Origin of the sequence: Kaistia adipata DSM 17808 (genome assembly GCF_000423225.1) — a bacterium.
Lineage (GTDB): Bacteria > Pseudomonadota > Alphaproteobacteria > Rhizobiales > Kaistiaceae > Kaistia > Kaistia adipata.
Map to the genome: position 1 here is coordinate 283393 of NZ_KE383991.1, position 22203 is coordinate 305595.

The window sequence follows — 22203 nt, forward strand, 5'->3', positions numbered from 1 at the left end:
GTCGGCTCGGGCGATCCCGACCAAGCCCAACCGTCAACTCCGAAAAGCGTCCTGGATGTCCGCAGCGGCATTCGCGCCAGTTGCGCCGCGACGCGTTCCGCACGATATTCCCGCTCATGAACCGTATAGAACCAGCCGGGCGCGGCGGCGAAGCGCGCATTCGTTATCTCGATGGCGACTACCAGATCCTGTCGCCGGGCGCTTTCGTGCGCTGCGCCGTCACCGGCGTCGTGATCCCGCTCGACGAGCTCAAATACTGGAACGTCGCGCATCAGGAAGCCTATGCCGACCCGGCGACCTGCCTCGCCCGTCACAAGCAGCTCGGCCTGACCTGGAGCTGAGCCGCCTGGCATGGCCCCCACCCGGAAGCCGTCCGGCCTCCGGGGCACGGAAATTCTCCATCCCCCGTCTGATGAACCAGGGTCGCGCGCGAAATCGCACGCCTCCGGATGCCGTCAGGCGTCGGCGCCCGACGCCGCCGAGGCGGCCTCCTTGTTGAGGGGGCGCGCCTCGCGCTTCGGCACGGTGAGCGGCTCCGGCTGCACGGTCGGCGTCTTGGCGATGTCGCGACCAGCCGTCAGCAGGCCGCCCAGCTGCTGGTCAGCGAGCCTTTCCGCGTCGCGCGCGCGGAGGCTCGCCTCGATCTCGACGATGCGCTCGTCGGCGATGCCAAGCCCGGAAAGCGCGGCCGAGCCGAAGCTGAAGGCCGATTCCAGCGTTTCGCGGATCTGGTAGTTCACGCCCTTGTTGAGCAGGCGCAGCGTATGGCGCCGGTCATAGGAGCGGACATAGATCTGCACGAACGGGAATTCCGACTGGATCAGCTCGACGATGTGGTCGGTGACCTCCGGCTTGTCGGTGCAGACGGCGACGATCTGCGCGCGCTCGATGCCGGCGGCGCGCAGCACGTCGAGCCGGGTGCCGTCGCCGAAATAGACCTTGAAGCCGAAGCGCGAGGCGGCGCGGATCATCTCCGCGTCGGAATCGATCGCCGTCACGTCGACGCCCTCGGCGAGCAGGAACTGAGCCGAGATCTGGCCGAAGCGGCCGAAACCGATCATCAGCACGCGCCCGCCGGCGCCGTCGAAATCCTCGTCCAGCTCCTCCGGCTTCGGCGGCGGCAGCACCCATTTCAGCGCGAGTACCAGAAGCGGCGTCAGCGCCATCGAGATGATCACGGTCGCCGTCAGCATCGCGTTGATCTCGGCCGAGAAGATGCCGATGCTGCTGGCCGCGGCGTAGAGCACGAAGGCGAACTCGCCGCCCTGCGCGAGCAGCGCGGCGCGCGTCAGCGCCTCGGCGTGGTCGGCCTTCAGAAGCCGCGCCACGACATAGATGCCGAACGACTTCAGCGCCATGTAGGCGACGACGCCGAAGGCGATCATCTGCCATTGCCGCGCGATGACGCCGAGATCGAGCGACATGCCGACGCTCAGGAAGAACAGGCCGAGCAGGATGCCGCGGAACGGCTCGATATCGGCCTCGAGCTGGTGGCGGAAGCTCGATTCCGACAGCAGCACGCCGGCGAGGAAGGCGCCCATCGCCATCGACATGCCGCCGATCTGCATGGCGAGCGCGGCGCCGAGCACGACGAGAAGCGCCGCCGCCGTCATCACCTCGCGCGCCTGCACATTGGCGAGGATGCGGAACATCGGATTGAGCAGCCAGCGCCCGGCGGCGATCAGCGCCGCCAGCGAGCCGAGCGCAATGGCGACCGACAGCCAGGCCGACTGGCCGGATTCGGCCGCGCCATGCGTGCCGAGCAGCGCGACGATCGCCAGCATCGGCACGATGGCGAGGTCCTCGAGCAGCAGGATCGAGATCACGCGCTGGCCGGCCGGCGTCGCCGTGTCGCCGCGCTCCTCCAGGATCTGCATGACGATCGCCGTGGAGGAGAGCACGAAGCCCATGCCGGCGATGAAGGCGACGGCCGGCGGGAAGCCGGCGATGATGCCGAGCCCGGTCAGGAGCGCGCTGCAGACGACGACCTGCGCCAGGCCGAGGCCGAAGATCTCGCCGCGCAGGCTCCACAGCCGCGATGGGCGCATCTCCAGGCCGATGATGAACAGGAACAGCACGACGCCGAGCTCGGCGACATGCAGGATCGCCTGCGGATCGGTGAACAGCCGGAGGCCCCACGGGCCGATGACGAGGCCGGCGGCGAGGTAGCCGAGCACGGTGCCGAGCCCCAGCCGCTTCGAGATTGGCACGGCGATGACGGCGGCGCCGAGCAGCGCGACCAGCTGGACGAGGTCGGTTCCCTGGGTTTCGACCGCCATGCGGCCTCTCTGTCTGACGTTGGAGGGTGCGCCACGATGGGGCCAAAAGCCGGCCCATAGCAAGCGCGCATCCGCCACCTTCGAGGTGCCCTGCCCGACCCGCTTTCGCCCGGGAGCAGCGGTGGAGGATGGCCGCGCCGGATTGTCGCCGGGGTTGTCGCCCGCCGCGGCGATCCCTACACAAGGTGGGAACGGAGAAGTGTCATGACCGCCCTGCCAGATCAGTCCCGCCTTGTCGAAACCGCGGCGCAGCTCGTCGAGGCCGCGAAGCGGGCCGGGGCGGACGCCGCCGACGCCGTGGCGTTCCGCCGGGTCGGCCTGTCGATCGATATCCGCAACGGCGCGGTCGAGGAGACCGGACGCTCGGAAGGCGACGAGCTGGCGCTGCGCGTCTTCGTCGGCGAGCGTCATGCCAGCGTCTCGACCAACGGCCTGTCGCCGGCGGCCGAGCTTGCCGAGCGCGCCGTCGCCATGGCGAGGGTGGCGCCGGAGGACCGGTTCGCCGGCCTAGCGCCGGCCGATCGCCTGGCCAGGCATTTTCCCGAACTCGACCTGCTCGATTCGTCGGTGCCGTCGGTCGAGACGCTGATCGAGCGGGCGACGCGGGCCGAGACGGCCCTGCTCGCCGTGCCCGGCGTTTCGAAATCGGGCGGCACCTCGGCCGGCTGGGCGTTGTCCGGCGCCGTCCTCGTCACCTCGCACGGCTTCACCGGCTCCTATCTCGGCTCGCGCCACAGCGTCTCGGCGACGGCGATCGCCGGCGAAGGCACCGGCATGGAACGCGACTATGACGGCCTGTCGAAGATCCATGCCGAGGACCTGCCCGACCCGGCCGAGATCGGCCGGCGCGCCGCCGAGCGGGCCGTCAGGCGCCTGAATCCGGTGCAGATGCCGACCGGAACGGCCACCGTCGTCTACGATCCGCGCGTCGCGGTGAGCCTGATCGGCCACCTCGCCGGCGCGGTGAACGGCAGCGCCATCGCCCGCAAGGCGAGCTTCCTGCAGAAGGCGCTGGGCGAGGCTATCTTCGCGCCCGGCATCCGCATCACCGACGACCCGCACCGCGTCCGCGGCCTCGCCTCGCGCCCGTTCGATGGCGAAGGCGTGGCGTCGGAGCCTTTCGACCTGATCCGCGACGGCGTGCTGGAGCGCTGGTTCCTCGACAGCGCCACGGCGCGCGAGCTCGGGCTGGAGACCAATGGCCGCGCGGTCGGCGGCGGCAGCAACCCGCATCCGAGCGCCACCAACCTGACGCTGCTGCCGGGCGAGAAGTCGCCCGAGGCGCTGATCGCCGATGTCGGCGACGGCTTCTACCTGACCGAGCTGATCGGCCATGGCGCCAACGGCGTCACCGGCGATTACAGCCGCGGCGCCTCCGGCTACCGCATCCGCAACGGCCAGCTCGCCGAGGCGGTCAGCGAGATCACCATCGCCGGCAACATGCGCGACATGTTCCGCCGCCTCGTCGCCGCGAACGACCTCGAATACCGCTATGCCTTCAACGCGCCGACCGTGGCGATCGAGGGCATGATGATTGCCGGGCGCTGATCCCGTGGCCGAGGATCTGGCCCTTCTGGTCGACGCGGCGCGCGCGGCCGGCGAGATCGCGCTCGGCTATTTCCGGCGCGACCCGAAGGTCTGGATCAAGGGCGTGAGTTCGCCGGTCAGCGAGGCCGACATCGCCGCCGACGAGGCGCTGCACCGGATCCTGACGGCGGCGCGGCCCGACTATGGCTGGCTGTCGGAGGAAAGCGTCGACACGCCCGACCGGCTGGCCCGACGGCGCGTCTTCGTCGTCGACCCGATCGACGGCACGCGCGGCTTCATCGAGGGCCACCCCGACTGGTGCGTCTCGGTCGCCATCGTCGAGGGAGACGCGCCCGTGGCGGCCGCCCTCTATGCGCCGGCGCGCGATGAGATGTTCACCGCGGCGGCAATGGCGGGGGCGCGACTGAACGGCGCGCCCATCGCCGTCAGCGGCCGCGCGACACTGGCCGGCGCCCGCGTCGCCGGACCGGCGCGACATCTGAAAGCCATGGCGGAACACGGCATGGACGCGACGGAACGCCGCTTCACCCCGTCGCTCGCCTATCGTTTCGCGCTGGTCGCGGCCGGCCGCGTCGATGTCGCGACGGCGCGCTCCGGCGCCTATGATTGGGATCTTGCGGCAGTGGACCTTTTGGTGCACGAAGCAGGCGGAACGCTGCGCGATCTGGGCGGCGGCCGGCTCCGCTTCAATGGCGTCGAGCCGCGCCATCCGTCCCTGATCGCTTCGACTCCCGCGCTCGCGTCGGCGGCCGAGGCGATCATCGCCGAGGTCGAGGCGGGGCATGCGGCCCCGGGTTCTACCGCGCGCTAGGCTCGCGCGGCGTCGGTTTGGACAAGGAGACGTCAACACATGACTGGTACGGACAAGCAGCTTCTGCATCTGGTGTTCGGAGGCGAGCTGAGCGCGGTCGGATCGATGGAGTTCGCCGATCTCTCGAAGCTCGACATCGTCGGCATCTACCCCAACTACAAGACCGCCTATGACGCCTGGAAGCAGGCGGCGCAGGGCTCGGTCGACAATGCGCAGACGCGCTATTTCATCGTGCATCTGCACAGGCTGCTCGATCCGGAAGCGACGACCGGCTGAGGACGCCGCCCTTGCGCCGCGGCGCCATGGCGGAAATCAACGCCGCCGCGGCTGCGGCGGCCGGAAGGGACAGGACGGATTTGGCTGACGCTCAGGCAAAGAGGCGCGCGAAGCGCCCGGGTCTCCTCAAGAGGATCGCGACCTCGGACCAGGCGACCCGGCTCGCCGGCCGCACGGCTGCCGCTTACCTGCGCTTCGTCCGGCGCACCAGCACGCTCGAATTCGAACCGAGCGAGCCCTACGAATATTTCGGCCATCTGCTGCCCGGCATCGTCGCCATGTGGCACGGCCAGCACCTGATGGTGCCGTTCATCCGCCGCGAGGGCCACGACGTCCGCGTCATGATCTCGCGCCATCGCGACGGCGAGATCAACGCCATCGCCGCCGAGAGCCTCGGCCTCGGCACGGTGCGCGCCTCGGCGGCGCGCTCGGCCTCGCGCGTCATCGAGAAGGGCGGCCTGCGCGGCTTCCTCGAGATGAAGGCGGCGCTCGCCCAGGGCGCCACCGTCGCGATGACCGCCGACCTCTCGAATCAGAAGTCGCGCCGCGCCGGCCCCGGCATCGTCATGCTGGCGCGCGCCTCGGGCCGGCCGATCGTGCCGGTCGCCGTCGCCACCAGCCGCCATTTCGTCATCCGCAACTGGGACCGCACCACGGTCAACCTGCCTTTCAGCAAGGGCATCTGCATCTTCGGCACGCCGATCTACGTGCCGGAGGACGCCGACGACGCGCTGATCGAGCAGAAGCGGCAGGAGCTCGAGGCCGAGCTCAACCGCATCACCGAGCGCGCCTATCAGCGGGTCGGCAAGCCGAATGTCTGAGCGCCCCGGGCCGGTCCTGACCACCTATCGTCTTGCCGGCCATCTGGCGCGCCCGCTCGTCCCCCTGCTCCTCGCCTACCGCACCAGCCGGGGCAAGGAGGATCCCGCCCGCCGCGGCGAGCGCTATGGCCGCACGCCCCTGGCGCGGCCGGCCGGCGCGCTGGTCTGGGTCCATGCCGCGAGCGTCGGCGAGACGAACGCGGTCATCCCGCTCGTCCGCCGCATCGTCGAGGAAGGCGTCAACGTCCTCTTCACCACCGTCACCGTGACGAGCGCGGCCGAGGCGGCGAAGCGCCTGCCGAAGGGCGCCGTGCATCAGTATGCGCCGCTCGACATCGCGCCCTATGTCGACCGCTTCCTCGACCATTGGCGGCCCGACCTCGCCCTCACCGTCGAATCGGAGATCTGGCCGGCCAAGATGGGCCGGCTGGCGGCGCGCCGCATTCCGCAGATCTTCGTCAATGCGCGCATGTCGGAGCGTTCCTTCGCCCGCTGGCAGAAGCTCGCCACCGGACGCGACAACCTCTTCTCGCTGGTGACGATGGCGCTGGCGCAGAGCGAGGGCGACGGCGAACGCCTCGCCGCGCTCGGCATGCGCGACGTTCGCGTCACCGGCAATCTGAAATTCGACGTGCCGCCGCCGCATGCGGAGCCGGAGGCCGTCGCGCGCTTCCAGCAGCTCGTCGAAGGCCGCTCTGTGTTCGTCGCCGCCTCGACGCATGAGGGCGAGGAAGAGGTCGTCGCCGCGGCGCACAAGGTGCTGCGCCATCGCCGGCCCGATCTCCTGACCATCGTCGTGCCGCGCCATCCCGTGCGCGGCGCCGCCATCCGCGAGCAGCTCGCCGCCAAGGGGCTGGTCGTGGCGCAGCGCAGCCTCGACGAACCGATCACGCCCGAGACCGACATCTATCTCGCCGACACGCTGGGCGAGCTCGGCATCTTCTACCGCGTCGCGCCGATCGCCTTCATCGGCGGGACGCTGGTACCGGTCGGCGGTCACAATCCGATCGAGCCGGCGCAGCTGAACGCCGCCATCCTGCACGGCCCGCATGTGCACAACGCAGCCGAGATCTACGCCGCGCTCGACCGCACCGGCCGCGCCGAGGTGGTGCGCAGCTCCGAGCAGCTCGCCAAGGTGCTCGACGAGCTCTTCGCCGATCCGAACGCCATGCGCCGCCGCGCCACCAAGGCGGCCGAGGCGATCGCCACCTTCACCGGCGCGCTCGACGCGACCATGCGGGCGCTGGTGCCCTATCTCGAGCCGCTCGCGATCGCCGCGCGGCTGGAGGGCGGGAACCGCGCCGGCGACGCGCCATCGGGCCGGGGACCGACGCGATGATCGAGGCGCCGCGCTTCTGGTGGCTGCAACGGCTCTCCGTGCCGGCCCTGCTGCTTTCGCCGATCGCCGGCCTCTACGGCTATGTCGCCGGCCGTCGCATGCGCGGCGCGCCGAAGGCGACGGCGGCCGTCCCCGTCATCTGCATCGGCAACTACGTGGTCGGCGGCGCCGGCAAGACGCCGACGGCGCTCGCCGTGGCGAGGATCGCGCGCGGCATGGGGCTGAAGCCCGGCTTCCTGACGCGCGGCTATGGCGGCAAGGCGCCGCCTCCCCTGCTCGTCGATCCGGCGCTGCATGGCGCGACCGAGGTCGGCGACGAGGCGCTGCTTCTCGCCGCGGCCGGCCCGGTCGTCGTCTCGCCGGACCGCCCGGCCGGCCTGCCGCTGCTCGCCGAGCAGGGCGTCGACCTGATCCTCATGGATGATGGCTTCCAGAACCCGTCGCTGCGCAAGGACCTGACGCTGATCGTCGTCGACGGCGCGGCCGGCATCGGCAATGGCCGCGTCATCCCGTCCGGGCCGCTGCGCGCGCCGCTCCGGACCCAGATCGTCCGATCCGACGCGGTCGTCGTGGTCGGCCCCGGCAAGGCCGGCGACCGCATGGTCCGCCGCATCGCGCGGGCCGGTCGCATCGTGCTGCGCGGCGCCATCGCGCCAGCCGTTCAGCGTGACTGGGGCGAGCGTCCGTTTCTCGCCTTCGCCGGCATCGGCCGGCCGGAGAAGTTCTTCAACACGCTCGACCGGGCCGGCGTGCCGCTCGCCGACGTGAAGGGATTTCCCGACCACCACCTCTATTCGGAGGAGGACGCCCGCAAGCTGCTGGCGCGCGCCGAACAGGACGGGCTCGGCCTGATCACGACGAGCAAGGACCACGCTCGCCTCGCCCGCCTGGACGGCGAGCGCGCGAAGTTGCGCGAGAAAGTCGTGGTGTTCGACGTGGCGATGACGTTCGAGAACGAGGACCGCATCGCCGGCCTCATCGCCGAGACCGTCCGCAAGGTTCGGACGCGCTAGCCGGCAGGCACCCCAGAAAAACGAAAGCGGCCCGTAGGGCCGCTTTCCACTTGGCCGGTCGCCCTTGGCGACCGGAGACGGATCACGCCCGCCCTCAGCTTTCGTGCGGACCGACGCGGACGACGAGGTCGGTTCCGGTCGAGAACATCTTCTGCGAGGCGTCCTTCACGTCCTTGAGCGTCACGGCGTCGATCATGTCGTTGCGCTTCTCGACATAGTCGATGCCGAGATCCTCGAGCAGGATGCCGAGCAGCTGGCGCGCGATCTTGGACGAGGAATCGAAGCGCAGCGCATAGGATCCGGTCAGGAAGCTCTTGGCCTTGGCCAGCTCATCCTCGGTCGGGCCATCCTTGGCGAGACGGGTCATCTCGCCCTTGATCAGCTCCACCGTCTCGCCGGCACGGTCGGCGCGGGTCGCCGTGCTGCCGGCGATGACGGCCGAATGGCGCGACGGCAGCAGCATGGTGCCGACCGAATAGGCGAGACCGCGACGCTCGCGCACTTCCTCATAGAGGCGCGACGAGAAGGTGCCGCCGCCGAGGATGTGGTTGGCGACGAAGGAGGCCATGAAGTCCGGCGCGTCACGGCGCGGGCCGGGGCCGCCGAAGCGGATCACCGTCTGCGGGTTCGGCATGTCGATCTCGACATTGCCGCCCTTGGGCGCCACGTCGGCGATGGCGACCAGCTCGGCCTTCTCGGGCAGCGGCCCGAACACCTGATCGAGCATGGCGGCGACGGCCTTGGCGTCGATCGCGCCGACGACGACGACCTTCAGATTGTCGCGGGCGAAGGTCTTGTCGCGGAAGGCGCGCAGGTCCTCGACCGTGATCGCCTTGACGCTCTCGACGGTGCCCTCGCTCGGCTGGCCATAGGGGTGGCCGGGATAGGCGGTGGCGCGCATGGCGTCGCCCGCGACCGATTCCGGCTGCTTCTTCGCCTCGTTGATGCCGACGGTGATCTGGGCGCGGATGCGCTCCACCGGCTCGGTATCGAAGCGCGGCTTCTGCACGGCGATCGCCAGCAGGTCGAAGGCCTCCTGCTTGTTCTCGGCCAGCGTCTTCAGCGTGCCGAAGAACTCGTCCCGGCCGGCGTCGAAGGAGAGGCCGATCGAGAGGTCGTCGAGCTTGGCCTGGAAGGCCTTGCTGTCCATGTCGCCGGCGCCCTCGTCGAGCAGGCCGGAGAGCATGTTGGCGATGCCGGGCTTTTCCATCGGGTCCTGCGCCGAACCGCCGGAGAAGGCGAAGTTCACCGCCACGATCGGCACGGCATAGTCCTCGACCAGCCAGGCCTCGATGCCGGCAGGGCTGACGACCTGCTGGATCTCCATCGCCTGGCTCAGCGGAGCGAACAGGAAGAAGCCGACCAGGGCGAGGCCCGCGCGCGCGAACAGATTGGCCATCATGTCATTTCCCCGTCGGTTAGCTGCGGCCATCGGCGGCCACGGGCAACAGCGAGCCCGAGACCGAACGGCGCTTGTCGAGATACTTCGTGGCGACCTTGGAGACGTCGGCGAGCGTGACGGCATCGATCCGCCGCGCCCAGTCCTGCACGTCCTCGAGCGACTGGCCGTTGATCATGGCGGAACCGAAGATCCGCGCCAGCATCGCCTGGTTGTCCTGGCTGTAGATAGTCGCGGCGCGGGTCCGCTTCTTGGCGAGCGCCAGCTCCTCCTCGGTGATGCCGTGCTCGCGGACATCGGCCAGGACCGTCTCGACCGCGGCGCTCACCTTGTCGAGCGGAACGTCGCCGCGCGGCGTGGCGTAGAAGCCGAGCCGGCCATAGTCGAGGCCGTCGCCGGAGTAGTAGGCGCCGGCGGCGCTGGCGAGGCCCTGCTCGACGACGAGGCTGCGATAGAGGCGGCTGGTGGCGCCGCTGCCGATGACATCGGCCAGGATGTCGAGCGCCTCGGCCTCGCCCTGCTGGCCGGAAATGTAGGACGGCGCCAGATAGACCTGCGTCCAGGACGGCTGGCTGACCCGCTGGTCGCGCAGCACGATGCTGCGCTCGGTCAGCGGATCCGGCTCCTTCGGCCGGTTGCGCGAACCGGGCTCGGCTCGGCGAGGCAGCTTGCCATAAGTATCCTCGGCGAGCTTCCTGACCTCGTCGGCGGTGACGTCGCCGGCGATCACCAGGATGCCGTTGTTGGGCGTGTAGTAGCGCTCGTACTGGGCGACCGCGTCCTCACGCGTCAGCTGCCCGATCTCATGCGCCCAGCCGATGATCGGCACGCCATAGGGGTGGTTCTGGAACAGCGCGGCATCCATCGCCTCGCCGAGCAGGCTGCCCGGATTGTTGTCCGTGCGCATGCGCCGCTCCTCGAGGATGACGTCGCGCTCGGGCAGCACCACCGCGTCGGTCAGCTGCAGCCCCTGCATGCGATCGGCCTCGTAGCCCATCACCATGCCGAGCTGGTCCTTGGCGACGGTCTGGTAATAGGCGGTCGCGTCGGCCGAGGTAAAGGCGTTCTCGACGCCGCCGACCTCGGAGACCTTGGCCGAGAACTCGCCCGCCGGGTGGTTCTTCGTGCCCTTGAACATCAGATGTTCGAGATAGTGCGCGATGCCGGACTTGCCGTGCGGATCATCGGCGGCGCCGACCTTGTACCACATCATGTGGGTGACGATCGGCGCGCGGTGATCCGGGATCACCACGACCTGCAGCCCGTTGTCGAGCGTGAAGGTGCTGGCGTCCGGCGCGATCTTCGGCAGCTCGTCCTTCTGGACGCGCTCGGCCTTGGCCGGCGTGGGGGACTTCTGCTCACCATAGGCCGGAGCCGTCACGCTGACGACGGCGGCGATGAACAGGGCGGCTGGTCCGCACATACGCGCGGCCAGGACGTTCTGGAAGAAATAGGCCATTCACCCTCGATCTGGTCGGTGTGCCACTCGAGGGTGAAGCTATGCAGCGCCTGTGTTCAGATTGCGACAATAATGTCGCTATCAAACATTAAATTTTAGAAACACGAGTTGACTCTCACCAGCCTGCCGCGTTTCGAGGCGTTCCAGGCCGGCGATCTCGCCGATCTGGGCCTTCGCTTCCTCCTCCAGCACGACCAGCGCGCCCGGCGCCAGCCAGCCGCCCTCGATGGCGGAGGCGAGCGCCTGCTCGCCCAGGCCGCGGCCATAGGGCGGATCGGCGAAGACGAGCTGGAACGGCTCGACCGTGCCGGCAGGTCCGAGCTTGGTGGCGTCGCGGCGGAACAGCTTCGTCCGCCCCGTCAGGCCGAGCGCCTCGATGTTGTCGCGGATCAGCCCGCGCGCCTCGACGCCCTCCTCGACGAAGAGCGCATAGCGCGCTCCGCGCGAGACGGCTTCGAGCCCGAGCGCGCCGGTGCCGGCGAAGAGGTCGAGCACGCGCGCATCGGCCACGACGTCTTCATAGCCATGCGCGAGCACGTTGAAGAGGCTTTCGCGCAGGCGGTCGGCGGTTGGCCGGATCGTCTGCGTGCGCGGTGCCGCGAGCGCGCGGCCCCGAAACTCACCGGCGACGATCCGCACGACCCGATCCACCCGTCCTGTTGCCCGATCCACCCGGACCGCGTCCGCCACCCGACGGCCGGCCACCCGGCCGCCCGCCGCCACCGCCCCGCGGCTTGTCGCCGTCCGGGTTGCGGCCCGTCACCGGGCGCTTGTCGAAGGAACGACCCGCCTTGGGGCCGCCCTTGCCGCCGCCGGAACCGGGACGCCCGCCACTCTTGACGAGACCGCCACGCGGACCGCGCGCCGGCTTGTCGTCGTCGCGATTGCGGCCCGTGACCGGACGGGCATTGCGAAGGCTGCCCTCGAAACGACGCCCGTCCTGGAACTCGCGGCGATCGCCCTCGCCGCCTTCGTTGCGGCCCCTGCCGCGCGAAGCGCCGCGCTGCGACGCCCTGGCGGGAGCCTCGCCGTCCGCCGGACGTTCGCCGCGACGCGAGCGCGCCTCACCTCGGGGCGCGCGCCCCTCGGCCGGACGCTCATCACGACCACGACGTCCCTCGCCACGCGATGCGCGACCTTCGGTCGGGCGTTCGTCACGCCCCCTGCCCTCGCCCCTCGGCGCAGCACCCGAACGGCCGCCGCGGCGTCCGCCAGCCTCTTCGTCGACACGCTCCGCGACGATGCGCGACGGGCGCTCGCCCGTCGGCTTCACCTGCGCGAGCGGCTTGATCGGACCGCGGCGGATCGTCCGTCCGCCCGCCTTACGCGCGCTGCGACGGGCAGCCTCCTCTTCCTCGCGCAAGGGAGCATCGAAATCGGCGCCGGATTCGCGCGTGAGCTTCTCGCCGAGCTGCTCGCGCAGCACGCGGCCCTTGATCTCGACCGCCTCGCCCTCGGCGAGATCGCCGAGCTGGAACGGGCCGTAGGAAATGCGGATCAGGCGGTTCACGTCGAGGCCGATGCTCGACAGAACCTTCTTCACCTCGCGGTTCTTGCCTTCGCGGAGCCCGATCGTCGCCCAGATGTTGGAGCCCTGAACCCGGTCCAGCGTGCCTTCGACGGCGCCATACATGACGCCGTCGATGGTGACGCCGTCGCGGAGCTTGTCGAGGTCCGGCTGGAGGATGTCGCCCCAGGCACGGACTCGGTAGCGCCGCATCCAGCCGGTCGCGGGCAGTTCGAGAACGCGCGCCAGGCCGCCATCATTCGTCAGCAGCAACAGGCCTTCGGTGTTGATGTCGAGGCGGCCGACCGCGATGACGCGCGGCAGATGCTCCGGCAGCGAATCAAAAACGGTGGGACGGCCCTCGGGATCGTGGGCGGTGGTCACCAGGCCCTTTGGCTTGTGGTAGAGCCAGAGGCGCGTGCGCTCCTTGGTCGGGAGCGGCTCGCCGTCCACCGTCACGCGGTCGTGCGGACCGACATTGACGGCGGGGCTGGTCAGGACGCGGCCATTGATGGCGACGCGGCCCTCTTCGATCAGGCGTTCGGCGTCGCGGCGCGAGCACAGGCCGGCCCGCGCCAGAACCTTGGCGATGCGGGCATCCTGTGCGTCGTCTTGCGCGACGCCATCCTTCGTGCGTTTCTGCGGCGGCTTCATTCGATCCATCCTTGAAACGGTTCCTTAGAGCCTTTGCGGCCGGGTGGATACCGCTTGATGCAAACAAAATGCGGCGCGTCAATCTTGACGGGGCGAAACGGATGAAACGAGCGGGATGAGAGACGGAATCAACCCCTATATGCAGGCTGCGCTGGACGAGGCGCGGCGGGCCGCCGAGCGCGGCGAGGTGCCGATCGGCGCCGTCATCGTGCGCGACGGCGTCATCCTCGCCGCCGACGGCAACCGCACGCTGGAGCTCAACGATCCGACCGCCCATGCCGAGACGCTTGCGATCCGCGCCGCCTGCGCGACGCTCGGTTCGCAACGCCTGCCCGACTGCGATCTCTACGTAACGCTGGAGCCCTGCCCGATGTGCGCGGCGGCGATCTCCTTCGCCCGCATCCGCCGGCTCTATTACGGCGCCGCCGATCCGAAGGGCGGCGCGGTGGAGAGCGGCGTGCGCCTCTACAGCCAGCCGACCTGCCACCACGCGCCGGAGGTCTATGACGGCATCGCCGAGAGCCTGTCGGCCGAGATGCTGCGGACGTTCTTCCGGGAGCGGCGATAGGCGCGGCTCAGGCGGCCGTGCTGTCCGGCACCCGCCGGTCGACGGTCGCGGCGCGCGTCTCGGCGTGGCGGCAGCAGATCACCCGGAGCAGGGATGCGAAATTGCCGATCTCGCCGCGCAGCTCGACGACCTCGTCGTAGAGCACGGACAGGAAGCGCGCCGTCGGCATCTGCTGGCTGGCCGCGATCTCGTCCAGCCGCGACCAGAACATGGATTCGAGCCGGACGCTGGTGACGACGCCGGCGATGCGGACGGACCGCGTCACCGGCGCGAACAGATCGGGATCCGTCGACGCGAAGATTTGGCACACGGGCGCACCCTCCCCCTTGGAACGCGCGCCCGCACCGATCAGGCGTGGCTGATCTTGGTGCCGAGCAGCGCCAGGAACTGCCCCATCCAGGCCGGATGAGCGGGCCAGGCCGGGGCCGTGACGAAGATATCGTCGGTGATCGCGCCGCTGATGGCAATATCGGCGTAGGTGCCGCCGGCAAGCCGCACCTCCGGCGCGCAGGCCGGATAGGCGGAGATCGTCTTGCCGCGGATGACGTCGGCGGCGGCGAGCACCTGCGCGCCATGGCAGACGGCGGCGATCGGTTTCCTCGCCGCCACGAAGGCCTTGACCAGGGCGATCACGCCATCGTCGAGGCGGAGATATTCCGGCGCCCGGCCGCCCGGGATGACGAGCGCGTCATAGTCGCTCTCCTTGACGGCGGCGAAGTCGGTGGTCAGCGCGAAATTGTGGCCGCGCTTCTCGGAATAGGTCTGGTCGCCCTCGAAATCATGGATCGCGGTCGCGACCTTGCCGTTGGCCGGCTTGCCGGGACAGGCGGCCGACACCTCATGGCCGACGGCGGCCAGAAGCTGGAACGGCACCATCACTTCATAGTCCTCGACATAATCGCCGACGAGAAACAGGATCTTCTTGGCCATGGCGGTCTCCTCCAAACGAACCTGGGCGCCGAAAGCGTAGCGACCCGAAACGACGAAGAGGTAACACCCGCATACTACCGCGCCGGCGGTCAGAGGATCAGCCGAAGTGCCGACGGACGGTCAGCCGATTTTTTCCGCCAGCCACGTCGTGATCAAGGACTGATACGGGACGTCGCGCTTGTTGGCTTCCACCTTGATCCGGTCCAGCAGGCTCACCGGCAGGCGCAGCGAGATCGACGTCGTGCTCGGCTTCAGATTGGGCAGCACAGCCCGCTCGGCCTTGCCCCAGTCGACATAGTCGGCCGAGTCGTGGCTCTCCCAGAAGGCGCGCTCCTCCGCCTCGTCCTTGAAAGACGGAATGGGCTCAGGCTTCCTGCTCATAGCGCCTCCTTTCCCGTTCGCTCATGTCGCGGGCCGAGATAATGCGGATCAAGGTACCGTCCGCCCGCAAGGTGAAGCTGACATGCAGTTGCCGACCGGCATGGGTGACACCCAGGGCATGAAGCCTGACTTCCTGCCGACTATGGGCAGCATCGTCCACCACCAGAAGCGGCTGATTGAAGAAGACCTCTTCCGACTCGGCCACCGACACGCCGTGCTTATCGGCGCTCTTCGTCAAATTCCCCGGATCCCAGTCGAAGCCGACAATGCGGGCGAAGTCGATCATCCGCGTATATTACCATCATATACGAAAATCGGCATCCCCGCGAAATGGCCTCCAACCGCAGCATGGGCCGGCCCGCAAACAAAAAGGGCGCGGCTTGCGCCGCGCCCTTCCGTAGGTCTGAGGACAGGACTTCTTAGAAGTCCATGCCGCCCATGCCGCCGCCCGGAGGCATAGCGGGCATGCCGCCGTCCTTCTTCGGCTTGTCGGCGATGAGCGCCTCGGTCGTGACGATCAGCGAGGACACGGAAGCCGCATCCTGCAGAGCCGTGCGGACGACCTTGGTCGGGTCGATGATGCCGGTCGCGACGAGGTCGACGAAGGTCTCGGTCTGGGCGTCGAAGCCGAAGGTGTCACCCTTGCCCTCGAGAACCTTGGAGACGACGATCGAACCCTCGACGCCGGCGTTCTCGGCGATCTGGCGGATCGGAGCTTCCAGCGAGCGCAGGACGATCTTGATGCCGGCGGCGACATCAGCGTTGTCGCTCTTCAGCTTCTCGACGGCCTTCTTGGCGCGCAGCAGAGCCGTACCACCGCCCGGGACGATGCCCTCTTCGACAGCGGCGCGGGTCGCGTTCAGCGCGTCGTCGACGCGGTCCTTGCGCTCCTTGACCTCGACTTCCGTCGCACCGCCGACGCGGATGACCGCGACGCCGCCTGCGAGCTTGGCGAGACGCTCCTGGAGCTTCTCCTTGTCGTAGTCCGACGTCGTCTCTTCGATCTGAGCCTTGATCTGATTGACCCGGGCCTCGATCTCCTTCTTCTTGCCGTTGCCGTCAACGATGGTCGTGTTCTCCTTGGAGATCGTGACCTTCTTGGCGCGGCCGAGCTGAGCGAGCGTGACGTTCTCGAGCTTGATGCCGAGATCTTCCGAGATTACCTGGCCAGCCGTCAGGACAGCGATGTCCTCGAGCATGGCCTTGCGGCGATCACCGAAGCCCGGAGCCTTGACGGCCGCGACCTTCAGGCCGCCACGGAGCTTGTTGACGACGAGCGTGGCCAGGGCCTCGCCCTCGACGTCTTCCGAGATGATCAGCAGCGGCTTGCCCGACTGGACGACGGCTTCCAGGACCGGAAGGATCGCCTGCAGGTTGCCGAGCTTCTTCTCGTGCAGGAGGATGTAGGGGTCGTCCAGCTCGGTGACCATCTTCTCGGCGTTGGTCACGAAGTACGGCGACAGGTAGCCGCGGTCGAACTGCATGCCCTCGACGACCTCGAGCTCGGTCTCGGCGGTCTTGGCTTCCTCGACGGTGATGACACCCTCGTTGCCGACCTTCTGCATCGCCGAGGCGATCATCTGGCCGATTTCCTTCTCGCCATTGGCGGAGATGGTGCCGACCTGAGCGACTTCCTCGGAGGTCTTGATCTTCTTCGAACGCTGCGTCAGGTCCTTGACGGCCTCGGCGACGGCGATGTCGATGCCGCGCTTCAGGTCCATCGGGTTCATGCCGGCCGCAACGGCCTTGGCGCCTTCCTTGACGATCGACTGGGCCAGCACCGTGGCGGTGGTGGTGCCGTCACCGGCCTTGTCGTTGGTCTTGGAAGCGACTTCACGAACCAGCTGGGCGCCGAGGTTCTCGAACTTGTCCTCGAGCTCGATCTCCTTGGCGACGGAAACGCCGTCCTTGGTGATGCGCGGCGCGCCGAACGACTTCTCGATGACGACGTTGCGACCCTTCGGGCCGAGCGTCACCTTGACGGCGTTGGCGAGAATGTCGACGCCGCGCAGCATCTTTTCGCGGGCGTCAGCGGAGAACTTTACGTCTTTAGCAGCCATTGAAATAGCTCCCTAGAGGGTTGTGGCAGACAAAAAAGCGCGTCGAGGAATGACCCTCTCGCGATTACTTGCCCTTGCCCTTGCCTTCGATGATGCCGAGGATGTCCGACTCCTTCATGATCAGGAGCTCTTCACCGTCGATCTTGACTTCCGTGCCCGACCACTTGCCGAACAGGATGCGGTCGCCGGCCTTGACGTCGAGAGCGACGAGCTTGCCAGCGTCGTCACGTGTGCCGGTGCCGACAGCGACGACTTCGCCTTCCTGCGGCTTCTCCTTGGCGGTGTCCGGGATGATGATGCCGCCGGCGGTCTTCTCTTCCGACGCAACGCGACGGACGACGACGCGGTCATGCAGAGGACGGAATGCCATGTTTGTTCTCTCCTCGCGTGCAGGGCGGCCCGGCTCGGACCGCCCGCCAAAGTGGGGTGCGTTAGCACTCACTGGAGGCGAGTGCTAGCAGGCCAGCCCGATCTAGGAGCCGGGATCCGCATTGTCAAGGAGACCGCAAGGAGACGATCGGAGGATTTTTTCGTCCTGCTGGACGAGATCTTAACGATGGCCTCGACCGCCTGAAGGAGCCGCTCAGACCCATTCGGGACTGGGCGTCTCCCCTGCGAGGGAGTCGACCGCCTGCTCGAGGCGCTGCATGAAGCCCTCGCCGGCACCGGTCATCGCCTCGCCGATCACCACGTCGCAGAAGAATGGGACGGGAAGATGGTCGCCCTTCGGCAGCACCTTGCCGAAGCCGCGCAGGAAGACCGGCAGGACGGGAATCTCCGGTCGCCGGCGGGCGATATAGCCGACGCCGCGCTTGAACGCCTGCCGCATCTCCGGCTCGCCGCGCGAGCCCTCGGGGAACAGGATCAGGATGTCGCCGGCATCGAGGGCGGCGACCGCCTGGGCGAGCGGGTCGACGCCGCCCCTGCCCGTGCCCCGCTCGATCGGCAGGATGCCGATCAGGTCGACGGCGAGCCATTTGAGCCAGCGGTTCCTCAGGAAATAGTCGGCGGCGGCGACGGCGCGCACCTTCCGGAGCTTGGCGAGCGGAAACAGCGCCATCAACGCCAAGGTGTCGAGATGGCTGTTGTGATTGGCGGCGATGATCACCGGCCCGTCCTTGGGCAGGCGCTCGCGGTGGCGCACCGAGAGCCCGATCGCCACCAGCAGGAACGGCCGGACCAGGAGCGCGAAGAAGAGCAGGCGAAGCACGTCGCGGGAGGTCATGCCCGTCTCTCAGAAATAGAAATAGCGGACGGCGTGGAAGAAGAACGGCGCGGTGAAGACGAGGCTGTCGATGCGGTCGAGGATGCCGCCATGCCCGGGCAGGATCGTGCCGGTGTCCTTGATGCCGAGATCGCGCTTCACGGCCGACATGACGATGTCGCCGAAGAAGCCGGCGGTCGCCAGGAGGATGCCGATCGCGGCGGCCTGCGGCACGCCGATCGGGGTCAGCAGCGGCGCCAGCGCCATCGAGAGCAGCGTCGTCGCGACGAGGCCGCCGACGAAGCCTTCGACGGTCTTGTTGGGCGACACCTTGGGCGTGATCTTGCGCTTGCCGAAGCGGCGGCCGGCGAGGAACTGGCTGACGTCGTTGAACTCGGTGGCGATCAAAAGGAAGATCAGCAGTCCAGGCCCCATGCCGGACGGCGCGCCCGGCGGCGGCAGCACCAGCAGATAGGCGGCGTGGCTGACCGAGAAGATCGTGATCATCAGCCCCCAGTGCAGCGTTCCGACGGCCCGCAGGAAACCCTGCGTCTCGCCGCGCAGCACCATGGCGGCCGGCAGGATCAGGAACAGGTAGACGGGCACGAAGATCACGAACATGCCGTACCAGCCGATGCCGACCCAGTAATACTGGACCGGCACGGCGAGATAGGCGATGAGCAGCAGCACCCGGTCGGCCTTCCGGGTCGGGATGATCGTCAGATATTCCTTGAGCGCCAGGTAGCTGACGAAGCCGAGCAGCACGATCATCGGGATCGGGCCGAACGCCAGCGCCCCCACCAGCAGCGCCACCATCACCCACCAGCTGCCGATGCGGGCGCGCAGTTCGCGATATTTGGCAAGCGCCTTCGGGTCGTCGCCGGCGGGCTCGGGCCGCGACCAGACCAGCGCCGTGGCGACGACGAGGCCGAGCCCCACCAGCGCCAGGATGACGACATTGGCGCCCGACCAGCCGAACAGGGTGAAGGAGAGAAGCTCGGTCATGCTCCGCCCTCCGCGAGCGCGCGCCGGGCGCGGTTGATCGTGGTCCAGAGCGCCAGCAGCGCCAGCAGGCCAATCGCCCAGTCGAGCCACGCGCCGCCCGGCACGCCGATGGCGATCCCGAAGGCGAGCAGCCCGATCGCGGCAGCGCGGTCGGACTTGCCCATCGGGCCGTCATAGCGCCTGCCGCCGCCGATCGTCTGGCCGAGCACGCCGACGAACTCGGTCAGGATCGCCGCGACGACGAAGAGAGCGATCGGCCAGCCATGCGCGCCGAACGGCGCCAGCGCCGGCACCAGCGCCAGATAGAGCGCGGCGTCGGAGACCACGTCGCCGACCTCGTTCAGGACCGCGCCGAGCCGGCTCTTCTGGTCATGCTCGCGGGCGATCATGCCGTCGATGGCGTTGAGCGCCATCCGCACGAACAGGACCAGCGGCAGCAGCAGCAGGCTGAGCCGGCAACCGGCCAGCCCCCACAGCGCCAGCCCGGTCGCGAGGCTCGCGACCATCGCGGCCGTCGTCACCTGGTTGGCGGTGACACCCTTGGTTACCAGGACGCTAACAAGCGGGCGCAGCAGGGCCTGGAAGCGGGGCTTCAGATCATAGACGGAAGGCATGCAGCGGCCCGCGGCGGATCGAGGGAGGACGTCTGTCCGACACCCGGCCTAATGCGCCGGGCCGGCTGCCGACGCTATGACCCCGGACACAGGACCGCTCAGCCGGAGACGCTGAACGGCAGCTCGACCGGCGCCGAGCGCCCCGTCGCCTGGTCGGTGACCGTCAGATGCAACACATAATCGCCCGGCTTCAGCGCCGGCAGCTGGAAGCCGACCGTGATTTGGAACTCGCGATTCTTGTTGCGGCTGGTCTTCTCGAGCCGAGCCGGCGCCGCCGACTTGGTCAGGATCTGGCCACCGGCATTGCGGATCTCGACATCCGACGCGAAGGCGATCTTGTAGCCGCCATCGACTTCGGCCCAGCCGAAGCCCTGCGGCTCGACATAGACCTGCAGCATGCTGGAGGGCGCGAAGCGGGTGCCGGCATGGGCGACATAGTCGCCATAACCCTTGGCCTCGTCGACGAAACGCGCGTTCTTGAGGGTCAGCGGCGCGGTCTTCCAGAACGCTTCCAGCGCCCCATCGATGGCGACCTGGGCCTCGGCGGCCTTGCCGGCCTGCAGCAGCGCCTCGGCCTCGGCGGCCTTGTCGGCGGCCTCACCGGCCCAAGCTGCGCTGGAAACGGCGAACAGCAACGCACCCGCCATCGCAATCCCGGAAATCCGGGACGCACCGTCCTTCATGACTATCCCCTCGTCTCGGACGCAGAACGCCCGCGCCACCCCGTTTGGCGGGAACATGCCGTTCCGCCGCGCCATGCGCAAGCATTTCGACGAATAAGGATTAATTCGCCCCGCCAACGGCTTATGCGGTCCGCCGCTCAAGCCAGGCCTGACGCTTCCGATAGATCGTCGACGGACTGATCTCGAGCGCCGCGGCGGCCCGAGCAATGTTGCCGGCATGGGCCTCGATGGCGCTTTCGATGATCGCCCGCTCCTGCTCCCAGAACGGCGCGACGGCACCCGACGCGAGGCGAGGCGTCGACGGCAGGCCCAGACCGGCCGGCCCGGCGCCGGCGCGAATACCCGGCGGCAGCATCGCGACCGTGACGTCGTGGCCCTGATGCAGGACGACCATCCGCCGCACCGCGTTCTGCAGCTCGCGCACATTGCCGGGCCAGGGATAATGCATCATCAAGCCCGCGGCCGCCGGCTCGAAACCGACGAAGCCGCGTGCTTCCTCCGCCGCATAACGCGCCAGGAAGGCATTGGCCAGGGGCAGGATGTCCTCGCGCCGCTCGCGCAGCGGCGGCAACTGGATCGGCAGTACGTGCAGCCGGTAATAGAGGTCCTCGCGGAAGCGGCCAGCGGCGATCTCGGCGACGGGATCGCGATGCGTCGCGCAGACGATCCGGACGTCGACCCGCCGCGTCGTGACATCGCCAACGCGCTGGACGACGCCGCTCTGGATGAAGCGCAACAGCTTCGCCTGCAGGGCGAGGTCCATCTCGCCGATCTCGTCCAGGAACAGCGTACCGCCATCGGCGAGCTCGGCCGCGCCCTGCCGCGTCTCGGTCGCGCCGGTGAAGGCGCCGCGGACATGGCCGAAGATCTCGCTTTCCATGAGATCCTTCGGGATGGCGCCGCAGTTGATGGCGATGAACGGCCTGCCGCCACGGCCGGACCGATTGTGGATCGCCTCGGCGCAGAGCTCCTTGCCGGTGCCGCTCTCGCCGGTAACGAAGACCGGGGCGCGCGACGGCGCGATGCAGCGGATCTGATCGTAGACGATGGCCATCGCGGCCGAGCGGCCGATGAACGACTCGAAGTCCGACCCCTTCGCCGCGGGAGCGGGTTCGGCGATGGCGGCGCCGCGCTCGACGACCGGGTCCGAACGCTTGGCGACGGGCCATTGCGCGATGGCGGCCTCGAGCCGATCGACCAGGGCCGCCGGGCCGAACGGCTTCGGCAGGAAATCAACCGCGCCGGCGCGCATGGCGGCGACCGCCGCATGCACGGATCCGCGCGCGCTCATGGCGATGACGGAGCTGACATTGCCGGACAGGCTGCCGAGCTCGTCGACACCGCCCAGGGTCTCGAGGTCGGCGACGACGATCGATTGCGCGCCGCCGGCGAGGCATTCGATCGCCTCGGCCTTGGTCGCAAAGGCGAGCGGCGCGAAGCGCAGGCCCGCCCTTTCCGTCAGATGCGCGGATACCGTGCGCCGCTGAACCGGATCGGCATCAACGATCAAGACCTGAACGGGCTCCTGCGAGCCGCCACCGAAACCCATGTCCGGAAGACCCCTCTTCCGTCACGGCCACCCGCCGCGACATCCGGACAATCTCAGAACAGGGTAAACAAAGCGTTCAGAAACGCACCGCATCCACCCAAGA

The 22203-nt window shown here is 68.7% G+C and carries 24 protein-coding genes; 8 read left to right on the forward strand and 16 right to left on the reverse strand.

The window, feature by feature from the left end; all coding sequences use genetic code 11:
- The first annotated feature begins 116 nt into the window (after positions 1-116).
- Positions 117-341 (forward strand): DUF2093 domain-containing protein, encoded by a 225-nt coding sequence (locus G539_RS0114245; RefSeq protein WP_035831739.1) that lies wholly within the window; start codon positions 117-119, stop codon positions 339-341.
- Positions 342-455: 114 nt separating this feature from the next.
- Here the strand turns inward: G539_RS0114245 and G539_RS0114250 are convergent, their stop codons facing one another.
- Positions 456-2279, reverse strand: coding sequence for a monovalent cation:proton antiporter-2 (CPA2) family protein (locus tag G539_RS0114250; protein ID WP_029075797.1), 1824 nt, complete (start codon positions 2277-2279; stop codon positions 456-458).
- A gap of 204 nt (positions 2280-2483) precedes the next feature.
- Between G539_RS0114250 and G539_RS0114255 the strand changes: the two genes are divergently transcribed.
- From G539_RS0114255 to lpxK, 6 genes are all read left to right on the forward strand, one after another.
- Positions 2484-3827: a TldD/PmbA family protein gene (locus tag G539_RS0114255; protein WP_029075798.1), complete on the forward strand. Its 1344-nt coding sequence runs from the start codon at positions 2484-2486 to the stop codon at positions 3825-3827.
- Between the two features lie 4 nt (positions 3828-3831).
- The gene (locus G539_RS0114260) at positions 3832-4638 is read left to right on the forward strand and encodes a 3'(2'),5'-bisphosphate nucleotidase CysQ (RefSeq protein WP_156911980.1); all 807 of its coding nucleotides are present in this window, start codon (positions 3832-3834) and stop codon (positions 4636-4638) included.
- Between the two features lie 39 nt (positions 4639-4677).
- Positions 4678-4914: a DUF4170 domain-containing protein gene (locus tag G539_RS0114265; RefSeq protein WP_029075800.1), complete on the forward strand. Its 237-nt coding sequence runs from the start codon at positions 4678-4680 to the stop codon at positions 4912-4914.
- An 80-nt stretch (positions 4915-4994) separates the two neighbouring features.
- Positions 4995-5735: a lysophospholipid acyltransferase family protein gene (locus G539_RS0114270; RefSeq protein WP_084640109.1), complete on the forward strand. Its 741-nt coding sequence runs from the start codon at positions 4995-4997 to the stop codon at positions 5733-5735.
- The gene (locus G539_RS24865) at positions 5728-7074 is read left to right on the forward strand and encodes a 3-deoxy-D-manno-octulosonic acid transferase (RefSeq protein ID WP_035831393.1); all 1347 of its coding nucleotides are present in this window, start codon (positions 5728-5730) and stop codon (positions 7072-7074) included. The genes G539_RS0114270 and G539_RS24865 overlap by 8 nt, the downstream gene beginning before the upstream one ends.
- On the forward strand, positions 7071-8087 hold the full coding sequence (lpxK, locus tag G539_RS0114280) for a tetraacyldisaccharide 4'-kinase (RefSeq protein WP_029075802.1): 1017 nt from the start codon (positions 7071-7073) through the stop codon (positions 8085-8087). The genes G539_RS24865 and lpxK overlap by 4 nt, the downstream gene beginning before the upstream one ends.
- Positions 8088-8181: 94 nt before the next feature.
- On the opposite strand, the gene G539_RS0114285 is transcribed toward lpxK, so the two are convergent.
- From G539_RS0114285 to G539_RS24870, 4 genes are all read right to left on the reverse strand, one after another.
- A complete protein-coding gene (locus G539_RS0114285) occupies positions 8182-9489 on the reverse strand; it encodes a M16 family metallopeptidase (RefSeq protein ID WP_245576885.1) in 1308 nt (435 codons plus the stop codon).
- 16 nt (positions 9490-9505) lie between these two features.
- Entirely contained in the window at positions 9506-10945 is a 1440-nt protein-coding gene (locus tag G539_RS0114290) for a M16 family metallopeptidase (protein WP_051231394.1), read from the reverse strand.
- Between the two features lie 81 nt (positions 10946-11026).
- Positions 11027-11584 (reverse strand): 16S rRNA (guanine(966)-N(2))-methyltransferase RsmD, encoded by a 558-nt coding sequence (gene rsmD / locus G539_RS0114295; protein ID WP_029075805.1) that lies wholly within the window; start codon positions 11582-11584, stop codon positions 11027-11029.
- Entirely contained in the window at positions 11565-13106 is a 1542-nt protein-coding gene (locus G539_RS24870; RefSeq protein WP_051231397.1) for a pseudouridine synthase, read from the reverse strand. Before G539_RS24870 ends, rsmD begins: the two co-directional genes overlap by 20 nt.
- A 115-nt stretch (positions 13107-13221) precedes the next feature.
- Here G539_RS24870 and G539_RS0114305 point away from each other — a divergent pair, with 115 nt between their 5' ends.
- Positions 13222-13674 carry a nucleoside deaminase gene (locus tag G539_RS0114305; protein ID WP_029075806.1) on the forward strand — a complete coding sequence of 151 codons (453 nt, stop codon included), beginning with the start codon at positions 13222-13224 and terminating at the stop codon, positions 13672-13674.
- Between the two features lie 7 nt (positions 13675-13681).
- On the opposite strand, the gene G539_RS0114310 is transcribed toward G539_RS0114305, so the two are convergent.
- The 11 genes from G539_RS0114310 to G539_RS0114365 form a co-directional block, all read right to left on the reverse strand.
- Entirely contained in the window at positions 13682-13984 is a 303-nt protein-coding gene (locus tag G539_RS0114310; RefSeq protein ID WP_029075807.1) for a ribbon-helix-helix domain-containing protein, read from the reverse strand.
- 38 nt (positions 13985-14022) lie between these two features.
- Positions 14023-14604, reverse strand: coding sequence for a DJ-1/PfpI family protein (locus tag G539_RS0114315; protein WP_029075808.1), 582 nt, complete (start codon positions 14602-14604; stop codon positions 14023-14025).
- 120 nt (positions 14605-14724) lie between these two features.
- A complete protein-coding gene (locus tag G539_RS0114320) occupies positions 14725-14985 on the reverse strand; it encodes a BrnA antitoxin family protein (RefSeq protein WP_029075809.1) in 261 nt (86 codons plus the stop codon).
- Positions 14969-15271 (reverse strand): BrnT family toxin, encoded by a 303-nt coding sequence (locus tag G539_RS0114325; protein ID WP_029075810.1) that lies wholly within the window; start codon positions 15269-15271, stop codon positions 14969-14971. Before G539_RS0114325 ends, G539_RS0114320 begins: the two co-directional genes overlap by 17 nt.
- Before the next feature lie 133 nt (positions 15272-15404).
- Positions 15405-17045: a chaperonin GroEL gene (groL, locus tag G539_RS0114330; RefSeq protein ID WP_029075811.1), complete on the reverse strand. Its 1641-nt coding sequence runs from the start codon at positions 17043-17045 to the stop codon at positions 15405-15407.
- Between the two features lie 64 nt (positions 17046-17109).
- Complete coding sequence (groES, locus tag G539_RS0114335) at positions 17110-17415, reverse strand: co-chaperone GroES (RefSeq protein WP_029075812.1); 306 nt, start codon at positions 17413-17415, stop codon at positions 17110-17112.
- A gap of 213 nt (positions 17416-17628) precedes the next feature.
- Positions 17629-18270 carry a lysophospholipid acyltransferase family protein gene (locus tag G539_RS0114340; RefSeq protein WP_029075813.1) on the reverse strand — a complete coding sequence of 214 codons (642 nt, stop codon included), beginning with the start codon at positions 18268-18270 and terminating at the stop codon, positions 17629-17631.
- Between the two features lie 9 nt (positions 18271-18279).
- The gene (locus G539_RS0114345; RefSeq protein WP_084639999.1) at positions 18280-19254 is read right to left on the reverse strand and encodes a phosphatidate cytidylyltransferase; all 975 of its coding nucleotides are present in this window, start codon (positions 19252-19254) and stop codon (positions 18280-18282) included.
- Complete coding sequence (locus G539_RS0114350) at positions 19251-19868, reverse strand: CDP-alcohol phosphatidyltransferase family protein (RefSeq protein WP_029075815.1); 618 nt, start codon at positions 19866-19868, stop codon at positions 19251-19253. The genes G539_RS0114345 and G539_RS0114350 overlap by 4 nt, the downstream gene beginning before the upstream one ends.
- A gap of 98 nt (positions 19869-19966) precedes the next feature.
- A complete protein-coding gene (locus G539_RS24875) occupies positions 19967-20515 on the reverse strand; it encodes a hypothetical protein (protein WP_051231400.1) in 549 nt (182 codons plus the stop codon).
- Between the two features lie 157 nt (positions 20516-20672).
- On the reverse strand, positions 20673-22100 hold the full coding sequence (locus tag G539_RS0114365) for a sigma 54-interacting transcriptional regulator (RefSeq protein ID WP_029075816.1): 1428 nt from the start codon (positions 22098-22100) through the stop codon (positions 20673-20675).
- Between the last annotated feature and the right edge of the window lie 103 nt (positions 22101-22203).

What these genes read in the sequence shown, in the direction of transcription:
- G539_RS0114245 (WP_035831739.1), top strand. Translation starts at nt 117, where the DNA reads ATGAACCGTATAGAACCAGCCGGGCGCGGCGGCGAAGCGCGCATTCGT.
- G539_RS0114250 (WP_029075797.1), bottom strand. Translation starts at nt 2,279, where the DNA reads ATGGCGGTCGAAACCCAGGGAACCGACCTCGTCCAGCTGGTCGCGCTG.
- G539_RS0114255 (WP_029075798.1), top strand. Translation starts at nt 2,484, where the DNA reads ATGACCGCCCTGCCAGATCAGTCCCGCCTTGTCGAAACCGCGGCGCAG.
- G539_RS0114265 (WP_029075800.1), top strand. Translation starts at nt 4,678, where the DNA reads ATGACTGGTACGGACAAGCAGCTTCTGCATCTGGTGTTCGGAGGCGAG.
- G539_RS24865 (WP_035831393.1), top strand. Translation starts at nt 5,728, where the DNA reads ATGTCTGAGCGCCCCGGGCCGGTCCTGACCACCTATCGTCTTGCCGGC.
- lpxK (WP_029075802.1), top strand. Translation starts at nt 7,071, where the DNA reads ATGATCGAGGCGCCGCGCTTCTGGTGGCTGCAACGGCTCTCCGTGCCG.
- G539_RS0114285 (WP_245576885.1), bottom strand. Translation starts at nt 9,489, where the DNA reads ATGATGGCCAATCTGTTCGCGCGCGCGGGCCTCGCCCTGGTCGGCTTC.
- G539_RS0114290 (WP_051231394.1), bottom strand. Translation starts at nt 10,945, where the DNA reads ATGGCCTATTTCTTCCAGAACGTCCTGGCCGCGCGTATGTGCGGACCA.
- G539_RS24870 (WP_051231397.1), bottom strand. Translation starts at nt 13,106, where the DNA reads ATGAAGCCGCCGCAGAAACGCACGAAGGATGGCGTCGCGCAAGACGAC.
- G539_RS0114305 (WP_029075806.1), top strand. Translation starts at nt 13,222, where the DNA reads ATGAGAGACGGAATCAACCCCTATATGCAGGCTGCGCTGGACGAGGCG.
- G539_RS0114315 (WP_029075808.1), bottom strand. Translation starts at nt 14,604, where the DNA reads ATGGCCAAGAAGATCCTGTTTCTCGTCGGCGATTATGTCGAGGACTAT.
- G539_RS0114320 (WP_029075809.1), bottom strand. Translation starts at nt 14,985, where the DNA reads ATGAGCAGGAAGCCTGAGCCCATTCCGTCTTTCAAGGACGAGGCGGAG.
- G539_RS0114325 (WP_029075810.1), bottom strand. Translation starts at nt 15,271, where the DNA reads ATGATCGACTTCGCCCGCATTGTCGGCTTCGACTGGGATCCGGGGAAT.
- groL (WP_029075811.1), bottom strand. Translation starts at nt 17,045, where the DNA reads ATGGCTGCTAAAGACGTAAAGTTCTCCGCTGACGCCCGCGAAAAGATG.
- groES (WP_029075812.1), bottom strand. Translation starts at nt 17,415, where the DNA reads ATGGCATTCCGTCCTCTGCATGACCGCGTCGTCGTCCGTCGCGTTGCG.
- G539_RS0114340 (WP_029075813.1), bottom strand. Translation starts at nt 18,270, where the DNA reads ATGACCTCCCGCGACGTGCTTCGCCTGCTCTTCTTCGCGCTCCTGGTC.
- G539_RS0114345 (WP_084639999.1), bottom strand. Translation starts at nt 19,254, where the DNA reads ATGACCGAGCTTCTCTCCTTCACCCTGTTCGGCTGGTCGGGCGCCAAT.
- G539_RS0114350 (WP_029075815.1), bottom strand. Translation starts at nt 19,868, where the DNA reads ATGCCTTCCGTCTATGATCTGAAGCCCCGCTTCCAGGCCCTGCTGCGC.
- G539_RS24875 (WP_051231400.1), bottom strand. Translation starts at nt 20,515, where the DNA reads ATGGCGGGTGCGTTGCTGTTCGCCGTTTCCAGCGCAGCTTGGGCCGGT.
- G539_RS0114365 (WP_029075816.1), bottom strand. Translation starts at nt 22,100, where the DNA reads ATGGGTTTCGGTGGCGGCTCGCAGGAGCCCGTTCAGGTCTTGATCGTT.